Annotated in this window: 18 protein-coding genes and 2 pseudogenes; 3 read left to right on the forward strand and 17 right to left on the reverse strand. The window is 59.2% G+C overall.

Features of this window, described 5'->3' with window-relative positions; all coding sequences use genetic code 11:
• Nucleotides 1–103: 103 nt before the first annotated feature.
• The 11 genes and pseudogenes from K5K95_RS33550 to ubiE form a co-directional block, all read right to left on the reverse strand.
• Nucleotides 104–1201 (reverse strand): annotated as a pseudogene (locus K5K95_RS33550) (methyl-accepting chemotaxis protein); the annotation flags it as partial.
• 24 nt (nt 1202–1225) lie between these two features.
• A pseudogene (locus K5K95_RS33555) lies at nt 1226–2020 on the reverse strand (methyl-accepting chemotaxis protein); the annotation flags it as partial.
• A 109-nt stretch (nt 2021–2129) separates the two neighbouring features.
• Nucleotides 2130–2837 (reverse strand): 16S rRNA (uracil(1498)-N(3))-methyltransferase, encoded by a 708-nt coding sequence (locus K5K95_RS10725; RefSeq protein WP_222589414.1) that lies wholly within the window; start codon nt 2835–2837, stop codon nt 2130–2132.
• Nucleotides 2834–3628, reverse strand: coding sequence for a twin-arginine translocase subunit TatC (gene tatC / locus K5K95_RS10730; RefSeq protein WP_090176639.1), 795 nt, complete (start codon nt 3626–3628; stop codon nt 2834–2836). Before tatC ends, K5K95_RS10725 begins: the two co-directional genes overlap by 4 nt.
• Entirely contained in the window at nt 3625–4068 is a 444-nt protein-coding gene (gene tatB, locus K5K95_RS10735) for a Sec-independent protein translocase protein TatB (protein WP_222589415.1), read from the reverse strand. The genes tatC and tatB overlap by 4 nt, the downstream gene beginning before the upstream one ends.
• 10 nt (nt 4069–4078) lie before the next feature.
• Nucleotides 4079–4357 carry a twin-arginine translocase TatA/TatE family subunit gene (locus K5K95_RS10740; protein ID WP_084322538.1) on the reverse strand — a complete coding sequence of 93 codons (279 nt, stop codon included), beginning with the start codon at nt 4355–4357 and terminating at the stop codon, nt 4079–4081.
• Nucleotides 4358–4382: 25 nt separating this feature from the next.
• On the reverse strand, nt 4383–4715 hold the full coding sequence (locus K5K95_RS10745; RefSeq protein ID WP_007899279.1) for a phosphoribosyl-ATP diphosphatase: 333 nt from the start codon (nt 4713–4715) through the stop codon (nt 4383–4385).
• On the reverse strand, nt 4708–5109 hold the full coding sequence (hisI, locus tag K5K95_RS10750; protein ID WP_007899278.1) for a phosphoribosyl-AMP cyclohydrolase: 402 nt from the start codon (nt 5107–5109) through the stop codon (nt 4708–4710). The genes K5K95_RS10745 and hisI overlap by 8 nt, the downstream gene beginning before the upstream one ends.
• Before the next feature lie 171 nt (nt 5110–5280).
• A complete protein-coding gene (gene ubiB / locus K5K95_RS10755) occupies nt 5281–6885 on the reverse strand; it encodes a ubiquinone biosynthesis regulatory protein kinase UbiB (protein WP_222589416.1) in 1605 nt (534 codons plus the stop codon).
• Nucleotides 6882–7505, reverse strand: a complete 624-nt coding sequence (locus tag K5K95_RS10760) for an SCP2 domain-containing protein (RefSeq protein ID WP_222589417.1) — start codon at nt 7503–7505, stop codon at nt 6882–6884. Before K5K95_RS10760 ends, ubiB begins: the two co-directional genes overlap by 4 nt.
• The gene (ubiE, locus tag K5K95_RS10765; protein ID WP_007948968.1) at nt 7505–8275 is read right to left on the reverse strand and encodes a bifunctional demethylmenaquinone methyltransferase/2-methoxy-6-polyprenyl-1,4-benzoquinol methylase UbiE; all 771 of its coding nucleotides are present in this window, start codon (nt 8273–8275) and stop codon (nt 7505–7507) included. The genes K5K95_RS10760 and ubiE overlap by 1 nt, the downstream gene beginning before the upstream one ends.
• A gap of 155 nt (nt 8276–8430) precedes the next feature.
• On the opposite strand from ubiE, the gene K5K95_RS10770 reads away from it, so the two are divergent.
• From K5K95_RS10770 to K5K95_RS10780, 3 genes are all read left to right on the forward strand, one after another.
• The gene (locus K5K95_RS10770; RefSeq protein WP_222589418.1) at nt 8431–8706 is read left to right on the forward strand and encodes a polyhydroxyalkanoic acid system family protein; all 276 of its coding nucleotides are present in this window, start codon (nt 8431–8433) and stop codon (nt 8704–8706) included.
• A 225-nt stretch (nt 8707–8931) separates the two neighbouring features.
• Nucleotides 8932–9354, forward strand: coding sequence for a phasin family protein (locus K5K95_RS10775; protein ID WP_222589419.1), 423 nt, complete (start codon nt 8932–8934; stop codon nt 9352–9354).
• Between the two features lie 10 nt (nt 9355–9364).
• Nucleotides 9365–10219 (forward strand): phasin family protein, encoded by an 855-nt coding sequence (locus tag K5K95_RS10780; protein WP_222589420.1) that lies wholly within the window; start codon nt 9365–9367, stop codon nt 10217–10219.
• A gap of 177 nt (nt 10220–10396) precedes the next feature.
• On the opposite strand, the gene K5K95_RS10785 is transcribed toward K5K95_RS10780, so the two are convergent.
• From K5K95_RS10785 to hslU, 6 genes are all read right to left on the reverse strand, one after another.
• On the reverse strand, nt 10397–11017 hold the full coding sequence (locus tag K5K95_RS10785) for a TetR/AcrR family transcriptional regulator (RefSeq protein ID WP_140680643.1): 621 nt from the start codon (nt 11015–11017) through the stop codon (nt 10397–10399).
• A gap of 59 nt (nt 11018–11076) precedes the next feature.
• Nucleotides 11077–12759 (reverse strand): class II poly(R)-hydroxyalkanoic acid synthase, encoded by a 1683-nt coding sequence (phaC, locus tag K5K95_RS10790; protein ID WP_222589421.1) that lies wholly within the window; start codon nt 12757–12759, stop codon nt 11077–11079.
• Between the two features lie 113 nt (nt 12760–12872).
• On the reverse strand, nt 12873–13727 hold the full coding sequence (gene phaZ / locus K5K95_RS10795; protein ID WP_222589422.1) for a poly(3-hydroxyalkanoate) depolymerase: 855 nt from the start codon (nt 13725–13727) through the stop codon (nt 12873–12875).
• A gap of 148 nt (nt 13728–13875) precedes the next feature.
• Nucleotides 13876–15555: a class II poly(R)-hydroxyalkanoic acid synthase gene (phaC, locus tag K5K95_RS10800; protein ID WP_222589423.1), complete on the reverse strand. Its 1680-nt coding sequence runs from the start codon at nt 15553–15555 to the stop codon at nt 13876–13878.
• A 263-nt stretch (nt 15556–15818) separates the two neighbouring features.
• Complete coding sequence (locus K5K95_RS10805; protein WP_222589424.1) at nt 15819–16196, reverse strand: gamma-butyrobetaine hydroxylase-like domain-containing protein; 378 nt, start codon at nt 16194–16196, stop codon at nt 15819–15821.
• 81 nt (nt 16197–16277) lie between these two features.
• Nucleotides 16278–17618 (reverse strand): ATP-dependent protease ATPase subunit HslU, encoded by a 1341-nt coding sequence (gene hslU, locus K5K95_RS10810; RefSeq protein ID WP_208670444.1) that lies wholly within the window; start codon nt 17616–17618, stop codon nt 16278–16280.
• Nucleotides 17619–17645: the final 27 nt, after the last annotated feature.

A 17645-nucleotide genomic window follows, 5' to 3' on the forward strand; every position in this document is an offset into this window, starting at 1 on the left:
CGTTGTTTGCGCTACTTGCGTTACACCGCCGAACCCTGTGGGAGCGGGCTTGCTCGCGATGGCATCACCTCGTCCCAAAGTGAACCGAGGCCTTCGCATCACCTCAAACCTTGAACCTGCCCACCAGCATCTGCAGATGCGTCCCCAACCGTGCCAGCTCAATGCTGGACGCCGCGGTTTCTTTAGTGGCTGCCGAGGTCTGCTCGGACACGTCGCGCACGTTAAGCACGCTGCGGTTGATCTCTTCGGCCACGGCGCTTTGCTGCTCCGCTGCTGCTGCGATTTGTTGGTTCATCGCCTGAATCGCTGAGACGGTACGGGTGATGTTGGTCAACGAACCTCCGGCGCGGCGGGTCAGTTCAACGCTGCTTTCGGTCAAGGTGCGGCTGTTGTCCATGATAGTGGCGACTTGCTGGGTACCGTTTTGCAGGCCGCCGATCAGTTCTTCGATTTCTTCAGTGGACTTCTGGGTGCGCTGGGCCAGGCTGCGGACTTCATCGGCGACCACCGCAAAACCACGTCCGGCCTCACCGGCACGGGCGGCCTCAATCGCTGCGTTGAGCGCCAACAGATTGGTTTGCTGAGCCACGGATTTGATTACATCGAGCACGCTGCCGATCTTGTCGCTTTCGCGCTTGAGATGGCTCATGGCTTCGGTGGAGTTACCGACTTCTTTGGCCAGACGTTCGATCTGGGCGATGGCTTCGCCGACCACTTTGTCACCTTCGCGGGCCTGCTGGTCGGCGGCGACGGCGGCTTCGGACGCTTCTTCAGCGTTACGCGCGACTTCCTGCACGGTGGCGGTCATTTCGTTCATGGCGGTGGCCACTTGGTCGGTCTCGACTTTTTGGCTGTCGACCCCGGCGCGGGTCTGCTCAGTGACTGCCGACAGCTCTTCGGCAGCATTGGCGATTTGCGTGACGCCGTTACTGATGCCACCGATCAGCTCCCGCAGGCTGACGGTCATGCGTTGTATGGCGCGTTGCAGTTGGCCAAGTTCGTCGCGACGCTGGACGTCGAGGTTCTGGCTGAGATCGCCGGATGCCACGCGTTCGACCACTTGGAGGGTCTGCTGCAGCGGAGTGACGATCTGCCGGGTAATGCTCCAAGCGGCGAGAACTCCGAGCAGCAGCGCAAGCGCGACGGCGATGCTCAGCATGGTCTTGGCCTGCTGGGCTTCGTTGTCGCGTTTGCTGGTTTGTATTGCGTTCATTTGTGTATTCAATTCGAACACACGCATGACCTTCTCACCCATCTGTTTGAAGGCTTGCGTACTGCTGAGCTGCGCGTCGTGGTATTGGCCGACGGCGCTACGATAGGCTTTCATTGCTTCGCCAGCCTGTTGCAGGTTGGCGCCGTATTGCTCCGGCAGTTTGCCCGATAAGCTGGAGATGCTGGCCAGGGCCTGATCGATGGCATCCAGGGCTGGTTGTTCCGCTTCGGTCTTGCCGCTGTAGGTGTAGCCACGAACCTGGAAGCGTGCTTGCTGAATGAGTTTGCTCAGTTCGATAACGCTGTTGTACTGCGCGATGTTTTCGCTCTGCAATAGCGTTTTTTCAAGCTCGCCAATCAGCAAGACGGCGCGGTCTGCGTTGGTGCCAAGGTTGCTACGGCTGGTTTCGCGGTTCTGTATCGCCACGATCAGGCTGTTGAGGTCGTTTTTGTAGTCGCGTAGCAAGACAGACTCTTCATCAAGCATGGCGCGGGCTTTCGGGTCTTGCAGAAGCTGGCGAAGTTCTTGCGCGCTCTGTTCAAGCTTGTCCCGTATGCGAGCGATTTCAGCGGAGCCTTCAAGACCTTTCTGCAGTTCAAAACTCAAGCGGGCGATACGCAGGTCTTTACTCAACTCACTTAACTGCGATATAGCCGCAAACTTTTCGCCGCGCTCGATCAAGGTGCTCAGACCCATCCAGCCAGTGGTCGCAATCAGCAGGGTCAGTAGCAATACCAGACCGAATCCCATACCAAGCTTTAGACTGACGCTCACGTTTCCCATTCTCTGGGTTAACCATCGAGACATGTGAAGCACTCCATCGCGAACAGACGAAAGCCGGGCTTGGCCGCAGATTCTTGTTGTTACGACACTGTGTCGGCAGGGCGCGCTAGAACTGAAGCGTCCGGGGGGGAATTCAGAACAAGCGTGAGAGGAGGGCGGTCACGGCGGTTTCGACCCGCAGGATGCGGTCGCCGAGTTGCACCGGTTGCAGGCCGGCCTTGCCGAGCAGGTCGATTTCGTAGGGGATCCAGCCGCCTTCGGGGCCGATCGCCAGGGTCACCGGTTCGTCCAGGCCGCGGGGGCAGGGCGGGTAGTGACCGGGATGGCCAACGAGGCCGAGGGTGCCCTCGCTGATGGCGGGCAGGCGATCTTCGACGAACGGCTTGAAGCGCTTCTCGATAACGATGTCCGGCAATACGCTGTCCCGGGCCTGTTCGAGGCCGAGGATCAATTGTTCGCGAATCGCCTCGGGTTCAAGGAACGGCGTTTGCCAGAAGCTCTTCTCGACGCGATAGCTGTTCACCAGGATGATTCGTGGCACACCCATGGCCGCTACGGTCTGAAACACCCTGCGCAGCATTTTGGGCCTTGGCAGGGCCAACACCAGTGTCAGCGGCAGCTTGGCCGGTGGGGGCTGGTCGAGGGTGACGCGCAGTTCGGCTTCATCGGCCTCCAGGCGCAGCACTTCGGCGGAGCCCATCAACCCGCCGATACGCCCGACCCGCATGCTGTCGCCGACGGCGCAGCGATGGACTTCCTGCATGTGCGTCAACCGGCGATCACGCAGGATCGCCCGGTCGGCCGCAATGAAGTCGGCCTCTTCGAGGAGCAGCAGGTTCACGGCTGGGTCGCTGGCGGCTGGTCGTTGTGATCGTCCGCCGGCTGGTCGTCCGGATGCTCGCCGCGTTTGCTGATCAAGCCGCCGAACAGCACGCCGATTTCAAACAGCAGCCACATCGGCACCGCCAGCAAGGTTTGCGAGAAGATGTCCGGCGGCGTCAGGATCATGCCGACCACGAAGCAGCCGATGACCACATATGGGCGGATTTTTTTCAGGTATTTGACGTCGACCACGCCGATCCATACCAACAAGACCACGGCCACCGGGATCTCGAACGCTACGCCGAAGGCGAAGAACAGCGTCATGACGAAATCGAGGTAGCTGGTGATGTCGGTCATCATTTCCACGCCGGCCGGAGTGGCGGCGGCGAAGAATTTGAAGATCAGCGGGAACACCAGGTAATAGGCGAACGCCATGCCGGTGTAGAACAGCACAATGCTGGACATCAGCAATGGCACCGCAATGCGCTTCTCATGCTTGTACAGGCCCGGCGCGATGAAGCCCCAGATCTGATGCAGGATCACCGGGATCGCCAGGAACAGCGAGACCATCATCGTCAGCTTCAGTGGCGTCAGGAACGGCGACGACACGTCGGTGGCGATCATCGTCGCGCCGGCCGGCAGGTACGCCCGCAGTGGCGTGGAGACGAAGGTGTAGATCTGCTGGGTAAACGCAAACAGCCCGGCGAAGATGATGAAAATCGCCGCTACGCAGCGCAGCAGACGGGTACGCAACTCGGTGAGGTGCGAAACCAGCGGCATGTGCTGGTCGTTTTCAGGGAGATCGCTCATGGGGCTCGCGGCGGCAGTGTTGGGTCATGAGGGGCCGGCGCAACAGGCGCAGCCGCAGGCGTAACGGGTTCAACCGGTGTTGCTGCAACAACGGGCGCAGGTTCGGCGGCCACTGCAACAGGTGCAGCGGCTGGAGCCTGAATCGTCTGCTCTGCCACGGGCTCAACCGGCTGGACCGGTGTGGCTTCCTGCTGGGTCGGCGTGAAAATCTTCCGCGCCTCCTGTTCCAGCGACAGAATGTGCTCATTGTGCAGTTGGCGACGGATCTCGTCGGCACCGATTTCACGTTCAACTTCCTGTTTGATCGCGTTGAAGCTGCGCTTCAGGCGGCCGACCCACAGGCCGGCGGTGCGCGCAGCACCCGGCAGACGCTCGGGGCCCAGCACCAGCAGGGCAACGAGGCCGACGAGCAGCAGTTCAGAGAAGCTGATACCAAACATAAGTCAGTGCTCACACGTCTTTGCGGATTGGCTCTTCGACTTTTTGCGCCTGCACATCGATGGTGTGCGGCTGGTTCACGGACTGCGTGGTCTGTGGCTGAACCGGTGGAACCGGTTGGGCCGGGGTCACAGTCGGGTCAACCGGCTTGTCTTCGTCGCTCATGGCTTTCTTGAAGCCCTTGATCGACTCGCCCACGTCAGTGCCGAGGTTTTTCAGTTTTTTGGTGCCGAACACCAGTACGACAACAACCAGGATGACGATCCAGTGTTTCCAGTCAAAAATGCCCATGTTGCTGCTCCTCTCTAATAATTGTTCAGGCGGACGGGCGCGAGGCTTTCTCGGCGTGTCCGGACAGACCGAAACGACGGTCCAGTTCATCGAGTACAGCCTGAGGATGCTGCCCCAATTGGGCGAGCATGACCATGCTGTGGAACCACAAATCGGCGGTCTCGTAGATCACATCGCTGCAGTCGCCGCTGATGGCGGCATCCTTGGCGGCAATGATGGTTTCGACCGACTCTTCGCCGACTTTTTCCAGAATCTTGTTCAAGCCCTTGTGGTACAGGCTGGCGACATACGAGCTGTCGGCGGCGGCGCCTTTGCGCTCTTCCAGTACCTGGGCCAGACGGGTCAGCGTGTCACTCATGGGTGTGTCCTGCGCTATAGATGGCGTGCGGGTCCTTGAGCACCGGGTCGACGGTTTTCCAGTCGCCGTTCTCGAAGACACGGTAGAAGCAACTCTGGCGGCCGGTATGGCAGGCGATGTCACCTATCTGCTCGACCATCAGGATGATCACGTCGGCATCACAATCCAGACGCATCTCATGCAGCGTCTGCACATGACCGGACTCTTCGCCCTTGCGCCACAGCTTGCCGCGCGAACGTGACCAGTAAATGGCGCGGTTCTCGGCAGCGGTCAATTCCAGTGCTTCGCGGTTCATCCAGGCCATCATCAGGACGCGCCCGGTCTTGTGATCCTGTGCGATCGCCGGCACCAGGCCATCGGCATCCCACTTGATCTCGTCCAGCCAGTTTTTCATCTTCGATTCCCGAGGGGCAGCGACAAGCTTCAAGCTTTAAGCCACAAGTAAAAGCTAATCCGTATCGTGCTTTCATATTGTGCAGCGTTGCTAATTTACAGCCATAAACCAAAAGTGAGCGCTGCGAATATCGTTTGGAGCTTGAAGCTTATCGCTTGCAGCTCAATACGGCTATCGGCGAACGACCAGATACAAGCCGACGGCCATCATGATTCCGGCCGGCCAGTAAGCCAGTTCGTTCAGCGGTCCGCCGATGGCGAGTATCGCACCACCCGCCAGGTGGGCGGTGCCGAGCAATCGCAGGAACCATTCATCCCGGCGCCGGTGCCACGGTGGCGGCGGGTCATAGGCATGAGGCTGGGACATCCGTTCGAGCAGGTCGCGGGCCATGTTGGCCAAATGCGGGAGCTGCTCGAACTGGCTCTGTACGTTGCCAAGCAAGGCTTTGGGGCTGACCCGCTCGCGCATCCAGCGTTCGAGGAACGGTTGGGCGGTGTTCCACAAGTCCAACTCCGGGTACAGCTGACGGCCCAGGCCTTCGATGTTCAACAGGGTTTTTTGCAGCAAAACGAGCTGCGGCTGCACTTCCATGTTGAAGCGTCGAGCCGTCTGGAACAGGCGCATCAGCACCTGGCCGAAGGAAATATCTTTTAACGGTTTTTCGAAGATCGGCTCGCACACGGTACGGATTGCCGCTTCGAACTCGTTGAGTTTGGTTTCCGCCGGCACCCAGCCCGAATCGATGTGCAATTGCGCCACACGACGGTAATCGCGCTTGAAGAAGGCGAAGAGGTTGCGCGCCAGGTAATCCTGGTCTTCCGGGGTGAGGCTGCCGACGATGCCGCAGTCGATCGCAATGTACTGCGGGCTCCACGGGTTCACGGTGCTGACAAAGATGTTGCCCGGGTGCATGTCGGCGTGAAAGAAGCTGTCGCGGAAAACCTGGGTGAAGAAGATCTCCACGCCGCGTTCTGCGAGCATTTTCATGTCGGTGCGCTGGTCGGCCAGGGTCGCGAGGTCAGTGACCTGAATCCCGTAGATGCGCTCCATCACCAGCACTTTCGGCCGGCACCAGTCCCAATAGACTTGCGGCACGTAAAGCAGCGGCGAGCCTTCGAAGTTGCGCTTCAGCTGGCTGGCGTTGGCCGCTTCGCGCAGCAGGTCGAGTTCGTCGTAGATGGTTTTTTCGTAGTCCTGGACCACGTCCACCGGGTGCAGCAGACGCGCGTCGGCCGAGAGTTTCTCGGCGGCGCGAGCGAGAATGAACAGCCACGCGAGGTCCTGGGCGATGATCGGTTTGAGGCCCGGGCGGATCACCTTGACGACCACTTCTTCACCGGTTTTCAGCTGCGCGGCATGCACCTGCGCCACCGAGGCCGAGGCAAGCGGCTCAACATCGAATCGGCTGAACACTTCGCTGATCTTTTTGCCGAGCTGTTCTTCGATCAGGTTGACCGACACCTGTGAGTCGAACGGCGGCACGCGGTCCTGAAGTTTCATCAGCTCATCGGCGATGTCTTCCGGCAGCAGGTCGCGGCGTGTTGAAAGTATCTGCCCGAACTTGATGAAAATCGGCCCCAGGTCCTGCAGCGCCAGGCGCAAGCGTGCGCCACGGCTCAGGTCCAGCGTCTTGCGCGGGAACCAGCGCCACGGCAACACGTAGCGCAGCGCCAGCAGAAACCAGGGCAGTGGCAGGGCGAACAGCAGGTCATCGAGGCGGTAGCGAATCACAACGCGCTGGATGCGCAACAAACGGCGGACGGCAAGCAGCTTCATGCGTTATCGCTTGGGTCGAGGGATCGGGAAAGGCGCTCGAAACGCGCCTCGAGACGTTCCAGATCGAGTTTGATCTGGTCCAGTTCACTGAAACGGGCTTCGGCTTCGCGCTGGCCGACGAGAGTGCGCGATTCTTCAGCCAGGTATTCGCCCAGGTTTTGATTGAGGCTGGCGAACCCTTGCTGATACCAGCGTGCGCGGCTGCGCAGGTGACCGCCAACCAGTTGCGTGGCGACCGGGCCCAGCCAGCGCGAGAGTTCGTACTCCCAGTCCAGTTCAAGGTCCTGAAGGATCGCGGCCAGTTCCAGCAGCACGCCGCTGTCGCCGTCGAGTTCGACTTCAGGGCCGTGCAGGACCGAGGTCTTGTCCTTGCTCATCGCCAGTTTCAACAGGCTGGAGGCCGGTGCACGCAAGGTGCAATCGGCGCCGGTTTCCCAGTGGGCGGCGAGCATCAAGCCTTCATCGCTGGGCAGGATGAACAGTTGCAGCGCCGGACTGCGGCAATCGACGGCAATCACCCTGCCACTCAAATGCGCCAGTCGCGGCAGCGCCGTGCTGTCGAGACGCAGCACCCGGTTCAGACCGAGTTCAACGCTGGCGAGCAGGCCGGCCAGCAGCATCAGGGTTTGATGCCGCGGTGCAGGGCGACGATGCCTGCGGTCATGTTGTGGTAGGTCACGCGGTCGAAACCGGCCTCGACCATCATCGACTTCAGGGTTTCCTGGTTCGGGTGCATGCGGATCGATTCGGCCAGGTAGCGATAGCTTTCCGAGTCGTTGGTGATCAGCTTGCCCATCAGCGGCATGAAGGCGAACGAGTAGGCGTCGTAGGCTTTGGACATCAGCGCGTTGGTCGGTTTGGAGAATTCCAGCACCAGCAGACGACCGCCCGGTTTCAGCACGCGCAGCATCGAGCGCAGTGCATCTTCCTTGTGGGTGACGTTACGCAGGCCAAAGGCAATGGTGACGCAATCGAAATGGTTGTCCGGGAACGGCAGTTTTTCAGCATCGGCCTGAACGAATTCGACGTTGCCGGCCACACCCAGATCCAGCAGGCGGTCGCGACCGACCTTGAGCATGGATTCGTTGATGTCGGCCAACACCACTTGGCCGGTCGGGCCAACGAGGTGCGAGAACTTCTTGGTCAGGTCGCCCGTGCCACCGGCGATATCCAGCACCCGATTACCGGTGCGAACACCCGACAGTTCGATCGCGAAACGCTTCCACAGACGGTGCATGCCGCCCGACAGGAGGTCGTTCATCAAGTCGTATTTGGCGGCTACCGAGTGGAAAACCTCAGCGACTTTTTCCGCTTTTTGGCTTTCCGGAACGTTTTTGAAACCGAAGTGAGTGGTGGGTTCGGCATCGCTGCCTTTGCGCTGATCAGTCATATCGCTGTCACCAGAAGAGAATGCGGGACATTCTAATCCCGGTGGCCTGCTTTGTCTTGGCAAGGCTGCAGGTAAGATGGACTGCCACGGGGACGTTTTGCCGCAGTGACGGTCAAGATGCTTCAGGAAAGTACTCATAAAGCAGGAGTTATTTGATGGCCCGTATTAGTGTTGAACGTGCCCACGGCCTGGGTAAGGAAGCTGCCCGCGAGAAGGCCGAGAAGCTGGCGCAGAAACTGTCCGAGCAATATGGCCTGGAACCGCTGTGGTCCGGCGACACCCTGAACCTCAAGCGTTCCGGTGTTAAAGGGGCGGTGCATGTGGGTGAGGATTCGATCAAGGTTGATGTCGAGCTGGGTCTGTTGATGTCGGCCATGAGCGGCACCATCAAATCGGAAATCGAAAAGGCCCTCGATAAAGCGTTGGCCTGATTCTTAAGAGATCGCAGCCTCGTTTCACTCGACAGCTCCTACAGGTGTACACCGCCGTCCTTTGTAGGAGCTGTCGAGTGAAACGAGGCTGCGATCTTTTCCATAAGGCATCACACGATTTGTGTCAGTTGTTAGGGTGCCGTTTCTAATTTTTCTCCCTACTTTGTGCCTGAGCCCGACACTTTCGCGGGCAGTTCCTCAAACCTTCTGCGCGTGAGGTGCACCATGGCCAAAGTTATTTTGAAGAAAAAAATCGACGCTTCGACAACCGCTCTGAGCGACGTCAAATCCTATGCCCGCAAGATCTGGCTGGCAGGCCTGGGTGCCTACACCAAGGTCGGCCACGAGGGCAGCGAATACTTTCAAGAGTTGATCAAGGCTGGTCAAATCGTTGAAAAGAAAGGCAAAAAAGTAGTGGTCGAGAAACTTGAAGCCGCTAACTCAGAGATCGATGAAGCCAAGAGTGAAGTGAGCACTTTCAAAGGCAAGGTGGAACTTCAACTCGACAAGGTCGAGAAGGCTTTTGACTCGCGTGTCGCAAGTGCCTTGAATCGTATCGGCATTCCGTCTAAACATGACGTTGAGACACTCTCTGCTAAGCTCGATGAGCTGACGGCATTGCTCGAACGCGTCGCGCGTAAATCTTAAGGAGAACGGGATGGCTGGCAAAAAGAACACCGAAAAAGAAGGCAGCTCGTGGATTGGGAAAGTCGAAGACTACTCCCGCAAAATCTGGCTGGCTGGTTTAGGCGTGTACTCGAAGATCGACACTGACGGCAGCAAGCTCTTCGATACATTGGTTAAAGACGGCGAGAAAGCCGAGAAGCTCACCAAAAGCGCTGTCGGCAAGAAAGTCGATGCCGCCAAGGACACCGCTTCGTCGGCCAAGTCGCGTATCAGCGGCGTTAAAGACCGTGCACTGGGCAAGTGGGATGAGCTGGAAGGCGCTTTCGACAAGCGTCTGAACAGCGCCATTTCGCGCCTGGGTGTACCAAGCCGCAATGAAGTGAAAGCACTGCACAGCAAGGTCGATACCCTGACCAAGCAAATCGAAAAACTCACCGGTGCCAAGGTTGCGCCTGTAGCGGCGAAAACCGCGGCAGCCAAACCTGCGGCAAAAACCGCTGCCAAGCCGCTGGCAAAAGCTGCCGCCAAGCCGGTCGCTAAAGCCGCGTCGAAAGTCGCGTCCGCTGCCAAGTCCGTTACCAAGACTGCCGCGGCTAAACCAGCAGCAGCCAAGCCAGCAGCCAAATCGGTCGCCGCTAAACCAGCTGCTAAACCGGCTGCCAAGCCTGCAGCAAAAACCGCAGCAGCGAAACCGGCGGCCAAGCCAGCGGCAAAACCTGCCGCAGCAAAAAAACCGGCAGCGCCTAAAGCGGCTGCACCGAAACCAGCAGTGGCTGCCGCCAAACCGGCAGCCCCGGTCAGCGCATCGAACTCGGCTGCCGCACCGACCCCTGCTGTCACCCCGACTGCCGCGCCAGCTCCATCGACGCCAACCAGTCAGTCCTGATTTTTCAGGGCTCAAAAAAACGCCCGGCCTGCAAAGGTCGGGCGTTTTTGTTTGTACACGGTTCGTAAAGCACCGCAGTATCCCTGTGGGAGCGGGCTTGCTCGCGAATGCGGTGTGTCAGTAACAATAATGTTGACTGAAACACCGCATTCGCGAGCAAGCCCGCTCCCACAGGGGTTAATCGTGTTCTTCGAGGTACTGCAAAGCCAACTGCTCCGTCGCGACCTTGATCGGCGGCAGCAAGTGCGGCGCCACCAGCATCATGATCTGGTAGACCACCAGCCTCACCTCACCCTCTCGATCCAGAATCCGCTGATAGTCCAGTGAGAACAGCAGCGTCATGGTGATCTGCTCTACCAGTTGCCCCAACGCTTGCGTGTCGCTGACCAACTGCCCTTGGGCTTTGAGCCGCGCGAGCAGTGAAGCCAGCGTGCGTTTGAGTGCATTGAGCAGATTGCGGATGCCCTTGGCCAGTTTCGGCAAGCGCCCGGCCAGGTTCGACAGGTCCTGGAACAAAAACCGATAGTGAGCCAGCCGTTCGACGATCAGGTGCAGGAACAGCCAGTAATCCTCCGGGGCCAGTTCCACATCGGCCGGGGGATCAAGCAGTGGGGCAAGCTCGGCCTGGAAGCGCTCGAACAGTCCGAGAATCAACGGTTCCTTGCCGTGGAAGTGGTAGTAGAGGTTGCCTGGGCTGATCCCCATTTCGTTGGCAACTTCCATGGTAGAGACGTTGGGTTCGCCCTTCTGATTGAACAACTGCAGGGCACATTCGAGGATCCGGTCGCGGGTTTTCATCCAGTCTTCTTAATGGTCGAGTCATGCCACGGCAGACGTGTGCCGTGGTGAGTGGTCCGTCAGCGCACACGCACGTAGGTGCCGGGTGCCGCCTCCATCGGTGGATAGTTCTGGTTGCCCAGGGCCATGTGGGTTTCCTTTAGCGCGCCCGAACGCTGTTGAATCCAGCCCAGCCACTGCGTCCACCAACTGCCGTCGACTTGTTTGGCGTCGTAATACCAGGCCCTTGGGTCGCTGCTCAGTTTCGCGCTCTCGACGAAGTTGGCTTTGGGGTTGCTCGGCGGGTTGAGGATGCTCTGCACGTGGCCGCTGTTGGAAAGAACGAAGCGCCGCTCGCCCCCCAGCAACAGCGTCGAGCGATACACCGCGTCCCATGGCGTGATGTGGTCGTTGATGCCGGCCACGCTGAAACTGTCGACGGTAACTTTCTGCAAGTCGATCGGCGTACCGCACACTTCAAGACCGCCCGGATGACTCAACGGGTTGTGCTTGAAGAAGTCCAGCAGATCACCATGGAAGGCGGCGGGAAGGCGGGTGTTGTCGTTGTTCCAGTAGAGAATGTCGAAGGCCGGCGGCTCCTTGCCCAGCAGGTAGTTGTTGACGAAGTAACTCCAGATCAAATCGTTGGGGCGCATCCAGGCGAACACCTTGGCCATGTCGCGGCCGTCGAGCACGCCTTTCTGATAAGAGCGACGCTTGGCCGCTTCCAGCGTCTGCTCGTCGGCGAATAGCGTCGCTGGAGAGTCCATCTGACTGTCCAGCAGGCTGACCAGATACGTCGCGCTGGACACCCGCCGCAGCTGCCGCTTGGCCTGCAAGTGCCCTTGCAGGGCCGCGATGGTCAGCCCGCCTGCGCATGCACCCATCAGGTTGACCTCGCGCGCACCGGTGATCGCCCGGCAGACATTCATGGCTTCTTCAACGGCTTCTACATAGGACGACAGGCCCCACTCGCGATGCCGCACATCCGGGTTGCGCCAGCTGATCATGAAGGTCTGCAGGCCGTTCTTCAGGGCGAACTGGACGAAGCTGTTGTGTGGGCTCAGGTCGAAAATGTAGTACTTGTTGATCTGCGGAGGCACCACCAACAGCGGCTTGGAATACTGCTTTTCGCTCATTGGCTTGTACTGGATCAGCTCCAGCAGTTCATTGCGAAACACCACGGAGCCGGTGGTGGTTGCGACGGTTTTGCCGACCTCGAAAGAGTGCTTGGTGACCTGTCTGGGCAGGCCATCGTTGTGCAGGAAGTCGTCAACCAGATGGCCGAGGCCACGCACTAGGCTGTTGCCGCCGGAATTGAAGATTTCCTTGATCGCCAGTGGATTGAGCAAGGTGTTGGACGGCGCCACGGCGTCGTTGAGCAAGGCAAAGGCAAAGTGCGCGCGGGCAAGGTCGTCGGGCGCCATGCCGCTTTCGTCGATCCAGCTTTTGACCTGTTTCTGCCAGCTCAGGTAGGCCTGCAAGCTGCGGCGATAAAAAGGGTTGAGGCTCCACGCCGGGTCGGCAAAACGACTGTCCTGCGGGTTGATGGGGTGCAGGGTTTCACCCAACAGTACGCGACCCAACTGACCGCCCAGCTTCAAGGCATGGCGGGCGCTATGCACCGGGTGGCGCAAACCGTGGGATGCCACACTGCGCAAGGTCGATAAAAGATCCCGGCCGCGCAGACCGGTAATTGCACTCTGTGCGTTGATGAACGCGGCGGGCGTAGGCAAAAAGTCCCTTGCTGGTCTTTCGCGCATGAATCAACACTCCTTCGTCTTCAGGCCAAAAACAAATACACGAACCAGAACACCATAGACGCTGTAACGGGTTGTTGCGCGGTGCGGCGTCCTGCCGCCCGACAATGGGCCGGTTAACCGCCCAATGGCGACGGATGCGGGTGCATCACGGCGCGCTGCCGCTCCTCTTCAAGGAATTTCATGATGATCGGTGCCACGGCTTCGGCACGGGTAATCAAAAACAGATGCCCGTCATCGATGATGTGCAACTGGGCATTGGGAATCCGCCAGGCCAGCATGCGCATGTTGATCAGCGGGATCAGGGGATCATCATCGCCGGCCAGTACCAGGGTTGGCTGGTTGATCTTGTGCAGCCAGTGAATGCTGGTCCAGCCGAATCCGGCGAACAGCTGCCAGTAGTAACCGAGCTTGCCTGCCGAACGCACCTTCGCCGCATGGCTGGCGGCCAGCGTCGGATCGCGCCGGAACGAGCCGCCGTAGATCATCGGTGCAATACGAATCACATGGGATGGCTGGATGTAGCGCCGAGGGCTGGCCATCATCCACAGCACTTTCGGTTTGCCCGGCACCATCACGGTGCCGGCCGCAGTGGCCGCCAGCACGAGTTTCTTGCAGCGTTCGGGATAGTCATAGGCGAATTGCTGGGCGAGGGCGCCTCCCCAGGAAACGCCGATGACGTTGACTTGCCCGTAGTCGAGGTAGTCGAGCATCCGCGCCGTGAGTTTGGCCAGGCCCGGAAAGCGGTATGGCCGATTGGGCGTGGATGATCCGCCGACGCCGGGGACGTCGAACGCGATGACTTCCAGGTCCGGGTCCAGCGCCGCTACAAACGGAAACACCAGCTCCAGGTTGGCGCCGATCCCGTTGAAAATAAGCAAGGGCGTCAAATGAGGCTTGCCGGGACGTACTGCCGTGCGGAGGGTCTGGCCATCCAGGTCGACGGTACGGAATATGAAAGATTGCGGCATGGCTTCAAGCCCTGTGGGTTAGTTCATCCCCGATCTCCCCTGTGGGAGCGGGCTTGCTCGCGAAAGCGCCGCAACAGTCGACATCAATGCCGAATGATCAAACGCTATCGCGAGCAGGCTCGCTCCCACAGTGGGTGGGGTGTGTCGGTTACCGCTCGTGTACGTAAGTGCCTGGCGCTGCCTCGCCTGCCGGGTAGGTTTTGTTGCCTAGGCTTGTTGGGGTCTTTTTCAGTTTGCCCGAGCGCTCGGCTTGCCATGCCTGCCAGTGCAGCCACCAGGAGTCGGTGTGCTTGGTGGAGTTTTCTTGCCAGTCCTCGGCTTTGACCGGCATTTCGGTGCTGGTCATATAACGTGACTTCGGATTGCCAGGCGGGTTCAGAATGCTTTGGATATGCCCGCTGCTGGACAGCACGAACTCGACCTTGCCGCCAAACAATTGCGCCGACTTGTAGCAGGACTTCCATGGGGTAATGTGGTCGTTGGTGCCGGCCAGCGAAAAGATGTCGGCGGTGACCTGCTTCAGGTCGATGGGGGTGCCGCACACTTCCAGTGCGTTGGGGCGGATCAGTGGATTGTTTTTGAACATCTCGATCAGGTCGCCGTGGAATGCGGCGGGCAATCGGGTGGTGTCATTGTTCCAGAACAGGATGTCGAACACCGGTGGCTCGTTGCCGAGCAGGTAGTTGTTGACCCAGTAGTTCCAGATCAAATCGTTGGGGCGCATCCAGGCGAAGACTTTCGCCATGTCGCGGCCTTCCAGCACGCCGGCCTGGTAGGAATGGCGCTTGGCGGCTTCGAGGGTTTGTTCATCGACGAACAGTGCTACGTCGCTGTCCAGGGTCGTGTCCAGCACGCTGACCAGCAAGGTCAGGGCGTTGACCTTCTTCTCGCCGATCGCGGCGTAGTGGCCCAGCAGCGCGGTGCAGGTGATGCCACCGGAGCAGGCGCCGAGCATGTTCACGTCTTTGCTGCCAGTGATCGCCATCACCACGTCGACTGCTTCCTTGAGCGCTTCGATGTAGGTCGACAGACCCCACTCGCGCTGCTCCTTGGTCGGGTTGCGCCAGCTGACGATGAAGGTCTGCACATTGTTGCGCAGGCAGAAACGCGCCAGGCTCTTGTCCGGGCTCAGGTCGAATACATAGAACTTGTTGATCTGCGGCGGCACCACCAACAGCGGACGCTCGTGCACCTGCTCGGTGATCGGGCGGTACTGGATCAGCTCCAGAACGTCGTTGCGGAACACCACCGCACCTTCGGTCACGCCCAGGCTCTTGCCGACTTCGAAGGCGCCCATGTTGACCTGGCTCGGCATGCCGCCGTTGTGCACCAGGTCCTTGGCCAGATGCGAGAGACCATCGAGCAGGCTTTTACCGCCGGTTTCGAAGAAGCGTTTGACCGCCGCCGGGTTGGCCGCACTGTTGGTCGGGGCCATGGCTTCGGTCATGAGGTTGATCACAAAATGCCCGCGACTGACGTCTTTGGGCGGCAGGTTACTGTCGTCGATCCAGGCGTGGAGTTCCTTGCGCCACGCCAGGTAAGTTTGCAAATAACGTTTATAGAGCGGGTTCTGGCTCCAGGCCGGATCGGCAAAGCGACGGTCATCGCTAGTGGGTTGAAGCTCGGATTTTCCGAATAACACGTTCTTCAGTTCAAGGCCGAAATGGGCGACATGCTTTGCACTGTGAATCGGTTGCTTGATGGCCTGCCTGAGCACCATTCGAGCGGACGCCAGAAGATCCTTTCCACGCAGCCCAACGACAGGATTCAGCCCCAAGGTGTTTTCCGAGGCTTGATACTTCAAGTCATCGTTATTCTTGTTACTCATCTACGACGCTCCATTGTCCTGAGACGAGTACCTGGGTCCAGCTGTGTAGTCGCACACAGCCAAGGCCAGGTACTACTGCTCGGGTGACCGTTAATTCTGCATCGCTGCTTTTTTCAATCGCAGAGAGCACTGCAGGGAACTTGCCAGCTCCATTGGTTACCCGAGTTTAATTTTTTTCGCAAGCGGGCCAATCAGCGACCCAGGAGCGGAGCATTCAAACAGATGGAATTAGAAAATGCCCTCTAACGAGCAAGAGGCTTGACTTAGAGCATCAGCTTGACGACGGACTGGTTGGGGTCGCGGGTTTTCCCGGCCGCTTTGAGCTCGGCAAGATAATCATCCCAGAGCGCGTCCTGGCGTCGCCCCAGTTCGTACAAATATTCCCAGGTGAACAAGCCGCTGTCGTGGCCGTCATCGAAGGTCAATTTCAGTGCGTACTGACCGGCCGGTTCTACCTTGGTCAGGCCTACGCCGATCTTGCCAAATTGCAGGATAGGTTTGCCGTGGCCCTGGACCTCGGCGGAAGGAGAGTGCACGCGCAGGAACTCGGCGGGCAGGTGATATTCCTCGCCGGACGCGTATTTCAGCGACAGGGTTTTCGAGGCTTTGTGCAGCTTGATATCGGTAGGGATTTGGCTCATGGAGCCAGCCTACAAGTTTCAAGCTTCAAGCTGCAAGCGGTAGGTGACCGACTTGCAGCTTGTGGCTTGCAACTTGCCGCTTTACAGAATGTAGCGGGACAGGTCTTCGTTCTGCGCCAATTCACCCAAGTGGCTGTTGACGTAGTCGGCGTCGATCATGATCACCTTGTCGTCGTGGGCGCTGGCCAGGTCGCCGGCGCTGAACGACACCTCTTCGAGCAGGCGCTCGAGCAAGGTGTGCAGGCGACGGGCACCGATGTTCTCGGTCTTCTCGTTGACCTGCCAGGCGATCTCGGCGATGCGCTTGATGCCGTCCGGCTGGAACTCGATGGACAGGCCTTCGGTTTTCAGCAAGGCGCAATATTGCTCGGTGAGCGAGGCGTGTGGCTCGCTGAGAATGCGCTCGAAATCTTCAGGCGTCAGCGCCTTCAATTCGACACGAATCGGCAGACGACCTTGCAGCTCAGGCACCAGGTCGCTCGGCTTGCTCAAGTGGAACGCGCCGGAAGCGATGAACAGGATGTGGTCGGTCTTGACCATGCCCAGCTTGGTGTTGACGGTGCAGCCTTCGATCAGTGGCAGCAAGTCGCGCTGCACGCCTTCACGGGACACGTCGACGCCGCCGGAGTTACCGCGCTTGGCGACTTTGTCGATTTCGTCGATGAACACGATGCCGTGCTGCTCGACCGCTTCCAGGGCCTTGGCCTTCAACTCATCATCGTTGACCAGGCGGCTGGCTTCTTCGTCACGCACCAGTTTCAGCGCTTCCTTGACCTTGATCTTGCGGCTCTTGCGTTTGCCCTTGCCCATATTGGCAAACAGGCTCTGCAACTGATTGGTCATTTCTTCCATGCCCGGTGGCGCGGAGATGTCGACGCCGGCCATTTCGGCGACTTCGATTTCGATCTCCTTGTCATCCAACTGGCCTTCACGCAGGCGCTTGCGGAACAGCTGGCGGGTGTTGGAATCGGAAGAAGACGGCGCGTCGTCATTGCTGAAGCCCATGCGCGCCGGTGGCAGCAGGGCGTCGAGGATGCGGTCTTCGGCGGCGTCTTCGGCGCGGTGGCGAACCTTGGTCATTTCCTGTTCGCGCAGCAGTTTGATGGCTGCATCGGCCAGGTCACGAATGATCGATTCGACGTCGCGACCGACATAGCCGACTTCGGTGAACTTGGTGGCTTCGACTTTGATGAACGGCGCATTGGCGAGTTTGGCCAGGCGACGGGCGATCTCGGTTTTACCGACACCAGTCGGGCCGATCATCAGGATGTTCTTGGGTGTGACTTCAACGCGCAGCTCTTCAGGCAGCTGCATCCGGCGCCAGCGGTTACGCAGCGCGATGGCGACGGCGCGCTTGGCATCGTCCTGGCCGATGATATGGCGATTGAGTTCGTGGACGATTTCACGGGGAGTCATGGACATAGTAATTGGCGGTCCTCAAGCAAAAGT

This window comes from Pseudomonas sp. DR48 (assembly GCF_019823085.1).
Classification (GTDB): Bacteria; Pseudomonadota; Gammaproteobacteria; order Pseudomonadales; family Pseudomonadaceae; genus Aquipseudomonas.

Bases quoted from the DNA above. Each gene is read 5' to 3' on its own strand.
- K5K95_RS10760 (WP_222589417.1), bottom strand. From the start codon at position 7,505: ATGCTGCTGGCCGGCCTGCTCGCCAGCGTTGAACTCGGTCTGAACCGG.
- phaC (WP_222589423.1), bottom strand. From the start codon at position 15,555: ATGAGTAACAAGAATAACGATGACTTGAAGTATCAAGCCTCGGAAAAC.
- phaC (WP_222589421.1), bottom strand. From the start codon at position 12,759: ATGCGCGAAAGACCAGCAAGGGACTTTTTGCCTACGCCCGCCGCGTTC.
- phaZ (WP_222589422.1), bottom strand. From the start codon at position 13,727: ATGCCGCAATCTTTCATATTCCGTACCGTCGACCTGGATGGCCAGACC.
- hisI (WP_007899278.1), bottom strand. From the start codon at position 5,109: ATGAAAAACTGGCTGGACGAGATCAAGTGGGATGCCGATGGCCTGGTG.
- tatC (WP_090176639.1), bottom strand. From the start codon at position 3,628: ATGAGCGATCTCCCTGAAAACGACCAGCACATGCCGCTGGTTTCGCAC.
- ubiE (WP_007948968.1), bottom strand. From the start codon at position 8,275: ATGACTGATCAGCGCAAAGGCAGCGATGCCGAACCCACCACTCACTTC.
- hslU (WP_208670444.1), bottom strand. From the start codon at position 17,618: ATGTCCATGACTCCCCGTGAAATCGTCCACGAACTCAATCGCCATATC.
- K5K95_RS10770 (WP_222589418.1), top strand. From the start codon at position 8,431: ATGGCCCGTATTAGTGTTGAACGTGCCCACGGCCTGGGTAAGGAAGCT.
- K5K95_RS10780 (WP_222589420.1), top strand. From the start codon at position 9,365: ATGGCTGGCAAAAAGAACACCGAAAAAGAAGGCAGCTCGTGGATTGGG.
- ubiB (WP_222589416.1), bottom strand. From the start codon at position 6,885: ATGAAGCTGCTTGCCGTCCGCCGTTTGTTGCGCATCCAGCGCGTTGTG.
- K5K95_RS10775 (WP_222589419.1), top strand. From the start codon at position 8,932: ATGGCCAAAGTTATTTTGAAGAAAAAAATCGACGCTTCGACAACCGCT.
- K5K95_RS10805 (WP_222589424.1), bottom strand. From the start codon at position 16,196: ATGAGCCAAATCCCTACCGATATCAAGCTGCACAAAGCCTCGAAAACC.
- K5K95_RS10785 (WP_140680643.1), bottom strand. From the start codon at position 11,017: ATGAAAACCCGCGACCGGATCCTCGAATGTGCCCTGCAGTTGTTCAAT.
- K5K95_RS10740 (WP_084322538.1), bottom strand. From the start codon at position 4,357: ATGGGCATTTTTGACTGGAAACACTGGATCGTCATCCTGGTTGTTGTC.
- tatB (WP_222589415.1), bottom strand. From the start codon at position 4,068: ATGTTTGGTATCAGCTTCTCTGAACTGCTGCTCGTCGGCCTCGTTGCC.
- K5K95_RS10745 (WP_007899279.1), bottom strand. From the start codon at position 4,715: ATGAGTGACACGCTGACCCGTCTGGCCCAGGTACTGGAAGAGCGCAAA.